General features: G+C 70.3%; 4 protein-coding genes and 1 pseudogene. All 5 read left to right on the top strand.

Annotated features, from left to right (window positions below; translation table 11 throughout):
• Nucleotides 1-163: 163 nt before the first annotated feature.
• Nucleotides 164-586, top strand: a pseudogene (locus A6A27_RS37090) (hypothetical protein); the annotation flags it as partial.
• A gap of 407 nt (nucleotides 587-993) precedes the next feature.
• Nucleotides 994-1,392, top strand: coding sequence for a hypothetical protein (locus A6A27_RS37085; RefSeq protein WP_073839330.1), 399 nt, complete (start codon nucleotides 994-996; stop codon nucleotides 1,390-1,392).
• A 280-nt stretch (nucleotides 1,393-1,672) separates the two neighbouring features.
• Nucleotides 1,673-2,074, top strand: a complete 402-nt coding sequence (locus tag A6A27_RS45410; RefSeq protein WP_073839329.1) for a helix-turn-helix domain-containing protein — start codon at nucleotides 1,673-1,675, stop codon at nucleotides 2,072-2,074.
• A gap of 515 nt (nucleotides 2,075-2,589) precedes the next feature.
• Nucleotides 2,590-4,167, top strand: coding sequence for a PfaD family polyunsaturated fatty acid/polyketide biosynthesis protein (locus A6A27_RS37075; RefSeq protein ID WP_073839328.1), 1,578 nt, complete (start codon nucleotides 2,590-2,592; stop codon nucleotides 4,165-4,167).
• 12 nt (nucleotides 4,168-4,179) lie between these two features.
• Entirely contained in the window at nucleotides 4,180-9,870 is a 5,691-nt protein-coding gene (locus tag A6A27_RS37070; RefSeq protein WP_073839327.1) for a type I polyketide synthase, read from the top strand.
• The last annotated feature ends 9 nt before the right edge of the window (nucleotides 9,871-9,879 follow it).

Genomic DNA, 9,879 nt, shown 5'->3' with positions numbered 1-9,879 from the left:
GTCTGGGTGTTGCGAGGACCGCTAGATCCCAAGCTACCTGTGGGCCTGGATCACCACCGCCACCCGGCCGAATGAGCATCGGTGGCTGCTCATCCGCCGCAATCGCACCACCGGCGAGCTGGCGTTCTACCTGTGCTGGTCACCGCGCCCGGCGCCGCTGCATACCCTCGTCCGCGTGGCCGGTTCACGCTGGAGCATCGAGGAGTTGTTCCAGACCGGTAAAGGCCAGGTCGGCCTGGACCACTACCAGGTTCGTGGCTGGACCGGCTGGCACCGCTTCATCACCCTGGCCATGCTCGCCCTGGCCATCCTGACCGTCCTTGCCGCCACCACCGCCGAACAGCCCGACGCCGACCCGGAGATCATCGCGTTGACCGTCGACGAAATCCGCCGACTCCTCAACGCCTTCGTCCTCACCCTGCCACTACCACCAGCACACACCCTGCACTGGTCAATCTGGCGACGAACATCCCAAGCCCGAGCCCGGCGATCCCACTACCAGCGCACTCGGTCACAACGCCGGCCAGAAGATCAAGTGACTTGGAGTACCAATCCACCATCACCGCGATGGCGCGCGGCGCTGTAGCGCGGGCCAAGCTGTACTCCTGAAGCGCCGCACCGGGCGGTGTGCGGCGGAGACGCCCCCGCCGTGCTGGCCCTGTCCAATTGGAACGCCGAGATGTCCGCCGCGCTCGGCACCAGGCTGGAATTCTAGAGATCCTGCTGCCGGAACGCACGCACGAGGAACTGACAGCATGGCCGCAGCGGTGGCACGCCGAGCCCTGTTGAGGCCGGTCTTGGCGGCTGATTGAACAATCCGGACGTTCCATACGTCACCCGGTAGTGGGTGCTCAGGCGAGACCGCGAGATCGCGAGACCGCTTGACCGGATCGATGGCCATCCTGGCTCTGATCTGGGGACAAAGGTCCAGCCCCAACCAGCGACGCCAGGTCTGGGCATCACGTGACGGCTCAGGCAGAGAAGGGAGTGAGAATGGGCGTCAATGCCATCCTCAAGAAGGCGGCTATCGGTGTTGCTGCGGCGGCAACGCTCACTGCGGGGACGGTCGTCGCCACGGCTGGGCCCGCTGCCGCAGCGATGGGACAGGGCCGGGTACAGCTCTGTTCACAGGGCAACTACTGGTCCTACCTGGAGTACACCGGCACGTATTTGAGCTCTTACCGAGTTGCGCCGGGTAGCTGTGGCAAGTGGGACATCCCTGCGGGCACCTACCAGATCGAGGTGAGGGGTATGTTCAACACCTCTTCGAGCACGTTCTGGATGGGTAGCTTCGCGGCCTCCGCCTCGAGCAACCCGGGTTGGAAGGTCTACACACGCGGCACGACGGCCAACGGAGGCCAAGACGCGTGGTGGTACGCGACTCAGTCCTGATCCGATCGATGACATCGCAAGACCTACCAGTTGCTTTCGACCTACCCGAGAAATAGTCGTCCAGGCGTTCGCCCGGACCGCGCGGCCGATGACTTCTGACGCGGCGATCCGGATAGCCTGAATGCTGCGATGGAACGAATGCAACACCCGCACCGACCGGGCGGCAGGACTGCACGCGTCGGGTGGGCCAACCCTGCTGAGGTCGGCCCACCCGACGCTCATATCGTCCAGCGGCATACGGGCTCTACGAAGTTGATGGGGGTCGGCTGACCTCACGAGCATGTCCAGCAAACGACTCCTGGTGATCCGTACCCGAGAGCGCTACGCCGCCGTGCAGCAACTGCTGACCAACGGCGCCTCGCCGTCGGCGATCAGCCGCCAACTCGACCTGGACCGCTCGACGGTACGCCGCTTCGCCCGCGCCACCAGCATCGAGGAACTGCTAGTCAAGGCCGCCACCCGCGCCAGCCAGCCAGCACCAACACCGCCCGGGTCGCGGGTCGCGGCCGCCACATCCCAGACAGGCAAACGGCGGAACCCACGACACATACCACCGCTAGCCCGCGACCGCGACCCCGACCGGCATGAGGGTGGTGGCAGCGGTCTGCGCCGGACAGTGGACAACCGCTGCCACCAGCCGCTGCGACGGGAAACACAGCGACACACGTTCTACGGCGCCTGAACCCCCGGGGTTCAACCCCTCCTTTGCAGCATCCGCTGCTTCGGCCATAAACCCCGAACACCCCAATGCTGGCGGAAGACCCGCCAGCCCCGGTGATCAACTTGCCCGGGGTTCCCGCGCCGAGATAGCGGCGCATGGTCTTGCCATCGACGTTCAGCGCCTTCTGATCGCCGTGGTCCAGATGCCCTTGCCATGCAGGACGTTGACCCTGGGCATGCCGTTGCCGGGTTATTCGACGCGGCGACCGTCGCGACTGCCGGTTGGTGGGGCAGGTTGTGTGACGGCTTCGTGTGCGGGCGGTCTTTGAGGCACTTGCGGTGCGCGCGTACGGCGCGGTCGGCCGCACTCCTGAGCACTCATGCCGACTAGGTCGACAACCGCGGGAACCCCCTTAACCGAGCGGTGACGTCGTAGGTGCTCCTCTCGACGTTCGTGACACGCGGAGATTCAGGCTTAGTTCGAACCTTGCCGTGCGGGGCTCCGTAAGTGAGGGCAGCCACAACTTGGGAGGAACGATGACCGCGACGACGACCGCAATCGGTCCAGACCGCGACGCTCCCGTGGCCCAGCCGGCCTTCGATCCCGAGGGCGTGGCCCGGATCGCGGCCCAGGTACGCGAGACGGTGTACGTCGTGCGCGGCGGGGTGTCCCTCCGGCCCGTCGACGGGCACGAGCTCGTCGGTACGCTCGCGCCGCTGTACCCGGAATGGCTCGGCGACCGCGCGTTCTGCGAGACGCACCAGGTTCGGTTCCCATACGTGGTAGGCGAGATGGCCAACGGGATCGCCACCACCACGATGGTCGTCGCGATGGCCCGCGCCGAGATGCTCGGCTTCTTCGGCGCCGCCGGGCTCTCCCCGGCCCGCGTCGAGGCCGCGGTCGACGAGCTCGTCGCGACGATCGGTGATCGGCCGAATTGGGGCGTGAACCTTATCCACTCGCCGAACGAGCCGGCGATCGAGGAGCGGGTCGCCGACGTGTCGATCCGGCGCGGGGTACCGATCGTGTCGGCGTCGGCGTTCATGGGCCTGACCCCGGCGGTCATACGGTGCGCGGTCGCCGGTCTGCGTGCCGAGGCCGGGGGCCGGGTCGTCCGTCGCACCAGGGTCTTCGCGAAGGTGTCCCGGCCGGAGGTCGCCGCGCGGTTCATGTCGCCGGCCCCGCCGGAGCTGCTGCGCACGCTGCTCGACCGCGGGCAGATCACCGAGTCCGAGGCGGACCTCGCCGCGCGGGTACCGGTGGCCGAGGACATCACGGTGGAATCCGACAGCGGCGGGCATACCGACAACCGGCCGCTGGTGGCTCTGCTCCCGACGATCCTCGGGCTGCGCGACGGCATCGTCCGGGAGCACGGGTACGCCCGGCCGGTCCGCATCGGCGCGGCCGGTGGGCTCGGCACTCCCCAGGCGGTGGCTGGCGCGTTCGGCCTCGGCGCGGCGTACGTCGTGACCGGGTCGGTTAACCAGGCGTGCGTGGAGGCGGGCCTGTCCGCAGAGGCGAAGGCGATGCTGGCGCAGGCCGACGTTGCCGACGTCGCCATGGCACCGGCTGCCGACATGTTCGAGCTGGGCGTCAGGCTCCAGGTGCTGAAGCGGGGCACCATGTTCGCCGCGCGCGCGTCCCAGCTCTACGAGTTGTACCGCACGTACCCGAGCCTCGACGCGATCCCGTCGCTGCGGCGTGAGCGGCTGGAGCGGGAGATCCTGCGGGCGCCGGTGGCGTCGATCTGGTCTGCCACCGAAGCGTTCTGGCGCGACCGGGACCCGTCCCAGATCGAGCTAGCCGAGGCCGACCCGAGGCACAAGATGGCGCTGGTATTCCGCTGGTACCTCGGCAACGCCAGCCGCTGGGCCATCGCAGGGACCCCGGACCGCCGCGTCGACTACCAGATCTGGTGCGGCCCGGCGATGGGCTCGTTCAACCGGTGGACCGCGGGCACGTTCCTCGCCGAGCCCGCGAACCGTACCGTCGTGCAGGTTGCCCGGAACCTTCTCGAGGGCGCGGCGGTCATCACCCGCACCCACCAGCTGCGCACGTACGGCGTACCCGTTCCCGCGCAGGCGTTCACTTTCACGCCGCGCAACCTGACCTGACGAGGTGTCGCGATGTCTGGTGCGAATGTGCCGATTGCCGTGATTGGCCTCGGCGCCCTGCTCCCCGGATCGCCTGGCGTCGACGACTTCTGGCGCTGCGTCGTGTCCGGCCGGGATCTCATCAAAGGTGTACCGCCGACACACTGGCTCGTCGACGACTACTACGACCCGGATCCGACGGCGCCCGACAAAACGTACGGGCGGCGGGGTGCGTTCCTCGACCCGGTGGCGTTCGACCCGATGGCATACGGGATCCCCCCGAACCAGCTCTCCGCCATCGATACCACCCAGCTGCTGAGCCTCATCGTCGCCGACCGGGTCCTGAGGGACGCGACCGGCGGGAGCCTGGCGCAGCTGGATCGCGAGCGCGTCAGCGTCATCCTCGGTACCGCGCCGCTGGAGCTGCTCGCCACGATGGCCAGCCGGCTGCAGCGGCCGGTATGGCGCAAAGCGTTGCTGGACAGCGGTATCCCGGAGGAGTCCGCCGATGCCATCTGCGAGCGGATCGCCGCGCACTACGTGCCGTGGCAGGAGGCATCGTTTCCCGGCCTGCTGAGCAACGTCGTCGCGGGTCGCATCGCGAATCGGTTCGACCTGCACGGGACGAACTACACGACCGACGCCGCCTGTGCCAGCTCGCTGGCGGCGCTCACGGCCGGGGTCAACGAGCTCACCCTCGGCCAGGCCGACATGGTCATCACCGGCGGCGTGGACACGCTCAACGACATCACCATGTATATGTGCTTCAGCAAGACCCCCGCGCTGTCCCCGTCCGGTGACTGCAAGCCCTTCTCCGACCAGGCTGACGGGACGATCCTCGGCGAGGGCCTAGTCATGTTCGCGCTCAAGCGCCTGGCCGACGCCGAGCGCGACGGGGACGGAATCTACGCGGTGCTCAAGGGGATGGGAAGCGCCTCGGACGGGCGGAGCACCGCCATCTACGCGCCGCTGGCCGACGGGCAGTCCCGCGCGTTGCGCAGGGCATATGAGTCGGCGGGGTACGGGCCGGAGACGGTCGAGCTCGTGGAGGCACATGGCACCGGTACCCTCGCCGGGGACCTGGCGGAATTCACCGCGCTGCGTGCCGTCTTCTCGGCCGGCGGCCGGCAGGACAGCCAGTGGTGCGCGCTCGGCTCGGTCAAGTCGCAGATTGGCCACACGAAGTCGGCGGCCGGCGCAGCCGGTCTGCTCAAGGCCGTGCTCGCCCTGCACCACAAGCTGCTGCCACCGACCATCAAGGTCGAGCGGCCCAACCGCAAGCTGGATCTGGGCAACAGCCCGCTGTACCTCAACACGGTGGCCCGGCCGTGGATCCGCGACGACCGGCACCCCCGCCGCGCGTCGGTGTCCAGCTTCGGCTTCGGTGGCAGCAACTTCCACCTGACGCTCGAGGAGTACGTGCCGGGAGGCCCGTTCCGGGTCCGGACGGCACCTACCGAGCTGGTACTCCTGAGCGCACCGACCCCGCAGGGGCTCGTCGACCGGGTGTCCACGGTCGGCACGTCGCGGTCGCTGCCGGACATCGCCCGCGCGTCGCAGCGGGAATTCGCACCGGGCGACGGGGCTCGACTGGCGGTCGTCGCGTCGGACGTCGAGGACCTCGTGGCGAAGCTGCGCGCGGCCGTCACCGCCATCGCCGCCTCCCCTGGTGCGTCCTTCACGTCTCCTTCGGGCGTCAGCTACGCCACCGGTGCTCCGCCGGCGGGGAAGGTCGCGTTCCTGTTCTCCGGGCAGGGCAGCCAGTACGTCGGGATGGGCGCGGACCTGGCGATGGAGTACCCGGTGGCGCGGCGGGCGTGGGACCGGGCCGCCGGGCTGGACTTCGCGGTGCACTCCGCCGTCTTCCCCGTGCCGGCCTTCTCCGACGAGGAGCGGGCCGCGCAGCAGCAGGCCCTCACGGCGACGGAGTTGGCGCAGCCGGCGCTCGCCGTGGCGAGCCTGGCCGCGCTCGGCCTGCTCGATGCTCTGGGGGTCCGCCCGGACGTGCTGGCGGGGCACAGCTTCGGCGAGTTGGTCGCGCTGCACGCGGCGGGAGCCTTTGACGCGGAAGCCTTGGTACGCCTGGCTCGCCGGCGCGGCGCGGCGATGCGCGACGCGGCTTCCGTCCGCGGTGCGATGCTCGCGGTGTCGGCCCCGCGCGCGGTCATCGAGGCCCTGCTCGACGGCCTCGCGGACGTGTGGATCGCCAACCACAACGCGCCGGACCAGGTAGTCGTGTCGGGCGCGGCCGACGGGATCACCGCCGTCGAGGGCCGGCTTTCCGCGGCCGGGATCACCGGCCGGCGGCTGCAGACCGCCACGGCGTTCCACTCGCCGCTCGTCGAACCGGCCTCCGCGTCTCTCGCGGAATACCTACGGTCGATGCCCGTCGGCTCACCCCGGATACCGGTATACGGCAACGCCGACGCGGCCCCGTACCCCGCGTCGCCGGACGGGGTGCGGCAACGGCTGGCGACTCACCTCGCGGCGCCGGTCCGGTTCGTGGACGAGGTCGAGGCCATGTACGCCGCCGGCGTTCGCACCTTCGTCGAGATCGGCGCCGGGTCGACGTTGACCGCGCTGGTCGACCGGATCCTCGGCGGCCGCCCGCACCTCGCGGTGAGCCTGGACCGCAAAGGCCGCAACGGGGTGACCGCGCTGCACGAGGCGCTGGGCCGGCTCGCGGTCGCCGGCGTCGGCGTGAACTTCGACGCGCTGTGGGCGGACCACGCGCCTCCCGTACCTCCTTCGGACGAGCAGAAGCCACGGATGACCACCATGCTCTCGGGTGCCAACTTCGGCAAGCCGTACCCGCCCGTCGACGCCCCCGCCGCGCCGCCCGCTATTGCGCCGGTTCCCGTCCTGCCCGATCCCGTCGTCGTTGCCGAGCCCGCGCCGGTTCCCCGCGCGGACGCCGTGCCGGTGCCCGCGCCCGCACCGGCCGGCTTGCAAAGCCTTGTACTGACCACGGTCGCCGACAAGACCGGCTACCCGGTCGACATGCTCGAACCCCACATGGACCTCGAAGCCGACCTCGGCATCGACTCCATCAAACGCGTCGAGATCCTCGCCGCCATCCGTCGCGCCGAACCCAACCTCCCCGACCTCGACCCCATGCAACTGGCAAAACTCCGCACCCTCGGCGAGATCATCACACAACTCAACGGCCGCCAACCGGCCGCACCGGTCGCGCAGCCAGACCCGGGCACCCCGGAGGCGACCGACCTGGAGAGCCTTGTACTGACCACGGTCGCCGACAAGACCGGCTACCCGGTCGACATGCTCGAACCCCACATGGACCTCGAAGCCGACCTCGGCATCGACTCCATCAAACGCGTCGAGATCCTCGCCGCCATCCGTCGCGCCGAACCCAACCTCCCCGACCTCGACCCCATGCAACTGGCAAAACTCCGCACCCTCGGCGAGATCATCACACAGCTCAACGGCCGCCAGCCGGCACCGGCCATCCCGGCGGTATCGCCGGAGGACGGTCTGACCCGGCACGCCGTGCGGGTCGTGCCAGCCTCGGCGCCCGGCTTCGCGCTGCCGGGTCTGGGCAAGGGTCCGGTCGTCGTCACGGACGACGGGAACGGTACCGCCGAGCACGTGGTCACCCGCCTGCGGGCGCACGGCATCGCGGCCGAGGCGCGCGCCGATGTGGTGGTCGACAACCACGCCGTGGTGTACCTCGGCGGGCTGGCCGACGTCCAGGACGTGGACGAGGCGCTCGCCGTCCAGCGGCGGGCGTTCGCGGTCGCCCGTACCGTCGCCCCGGCCGTTGCCGAGCGCGGCGGGGTGTTCGTCACCGTGCAGGACACCGGTGGCGACTTCGGCAGCCGGGGCGGTGACCCGGCGCGGGCGTGGCTCGGTGGCATCGCGGGGCTGGCCCGTACGGCCGCGCGGGAATGGCCGTCGGCGTCGGTGAAGGCGATCGACTGCGAGCGCGGCGACCGGCATCCGGCGGCGATCGCCGGCGCGATCGTCCACGAGCTCCTCACCGGCGGGTCCGCGCTCGACGTGGGGCTGCGTGCGGACGGCACCCGTACCACGATCGAGGCTGTCGTCGCTCCGCGCGAACCCGGTGCCGGCAACCTTGTTGAGCCCGACTCGCTGATCGTGGCGACGGGCGGCGCGCGGGGGGTCACGGCCGAGGCGCTGAAGGCTCTGGCGCGCGCGGTCCGGCCCAAGCTTGTCGTGCTCGGCCGCACCCAGCTCGGCAACGAGCCGGCGTACCTGTCCGGCGTCACCGAGGAGGCCGAGCTAAGGCGCGCGGTCGCCGAGCACACCACGCGGACGACCGGCCGCCCGCCCACGCCGGCACAGCTCAACACCGAGGTCGCGCACATCCTTGCGGCCCGCGAGATCGCGGCCAACCTGGACGCGATGTCGGCCGCCGGCGCACAGGTCTGGTACCTGCCGGTCGACATCCGCGACGACACGGCTGTGCGCCTCGCCGTCGAGGAGGTACGGGCGGCGTGGGGACCGATCACCGGGATCGTTCACGGTGCCGGGGTCCTAGCCGACAAGCTCATCGCCGACAAAACCGACGAGCAGTTCGACCGGGTCTTCGACACGAAGGTACGCGGGCTGCGGGCGCTGCTCGACGCGACCGCCGAGGATCCGCTGACGGTATTGTGCCTGTTCTCCTCGGTCTCCGCCCACATCGGCAACCCGGGCCAGTGCGACTACGCGATGGCCAACGAGGTGCTCAACCACGTGGCACACGCCCAGCACGCGAGCCGGCCCGGGCTTCGGGTCGCGTCGATCGCGTGGGGGCCGTGGGAGGGCGGCATGGTCGGCCCCGCGCTGGCCGAGCACTTCCACCGGCAGGGCTTTCCGCTGATCCCGGTCGCGCAGGGCGCGCAGGCGTTCGTCGCGGAGCTTGCCGGCACGTCCAGCGACACCCACGTGGTCATCGCCGCGGGTGATGCCGGTCCCATCTATGGCGCCGCCGCACGTCCTGCGCGCGGCGAGATCCGGCTCAACTCCAGCTCGCACCCGTACCTCGCCGACCACGGTATCGACGGCATCCCGGTGGTACCGGTGGCTCTGGTGTTGGAGTGGTTCACCGCGGCGGCCAAGGCGTGGCTGCCGGGCGGGCCGGCGCTCATCCGTGATGTGCGGGTGCTGCGCCGGGCCGGGCTGCAGCGCTTCAGCAACGGCGGCGACCGGCTGACCGTGCAGGGCAGCCGCGACGGCTCGGTGTCCCTCGCCTTGGAGCTGTTGGGGGACAACGACTCTCGGCACTACCGCGCGCAGGCCGCATGCAACGACGGGCGGCCGCTCCGCTGGGAGGTACCGGACGACCTGCACCCGGTACCCCGGCGCATCTACGGCGGCGGCGTGCTCTTCCACGGGCCGTGGTTCCAGGCGATCCACCGCGTCGAGGGTGTGTCCGCGTCCGGCGCCGCCGCGGTCCTGGCCGGTGTGGGCGACATGGGCTGGGCCGGTGATGGTTGGCACACCGACCCCGCGGCGGTCGACGGCGGCCTGCAACTCGCACTGTTGTGGGGCGAGCGGGTGCTCGGCGGCGCGTCGTTGCCGATGGGCGTCTCGGAGTACCGCGCCTACCAGGCCGGGTTGTACGAGGGCAGGACCATGTGCGTGGTGAGAGCCCGGGATGTCCGCCCCGACTCCGCCGACTGCGACATCGCGTTCCTCGCCGCGGACGGGTCGGTGCGGGCCGAGCTGCTGGGCGTGTCGTTGGTACGCCGGCCGGCATGAGGAGCGTAC

The organism is Micromonospora sp. CB01531 (assembly GCF_001905095.1).
Lineage (GTDB): Bacteria > Actinomycetota > Actinomycetes > Mycobacteriales > Micromonosporaceae > Micromonospora.
This window is presented reverse-complemented; position numbering and strand designations above follow the sequence as displayed.

Bases quoted from the DNA above. Each gene is read 5' to 3' on its own strand.
- A6A27_RS37070 (WP_073839327.1), top strand. From the start codon at position 4,180: ATGTCTGGTGCGAATGTGCCGATTGCCGTGATTGGCCTCGGCGCCCTG.
- A6A27_RS37075 (WP_073839328.1), top strand. From the start codon at position 2,590: ATGACCGCGACGACGACCGCAATCGGTCCAGACCGCGACGCTCCCGTG.
- A6A27_RS45410 (WP_073839329.1), top strand. From the start codon at position 1,673: ATGTCCAGCAAACGACTCCTGGTGATCCGTACCCGAGAGCGCTACGCC.
- A6A27_RS37085 (WP_073839330.1), top strand. From the start codon at position 994: ATGGGCGTCAATGCCATCCTCAAGAAGGCGGCTATCGGTGTTGCTGCG.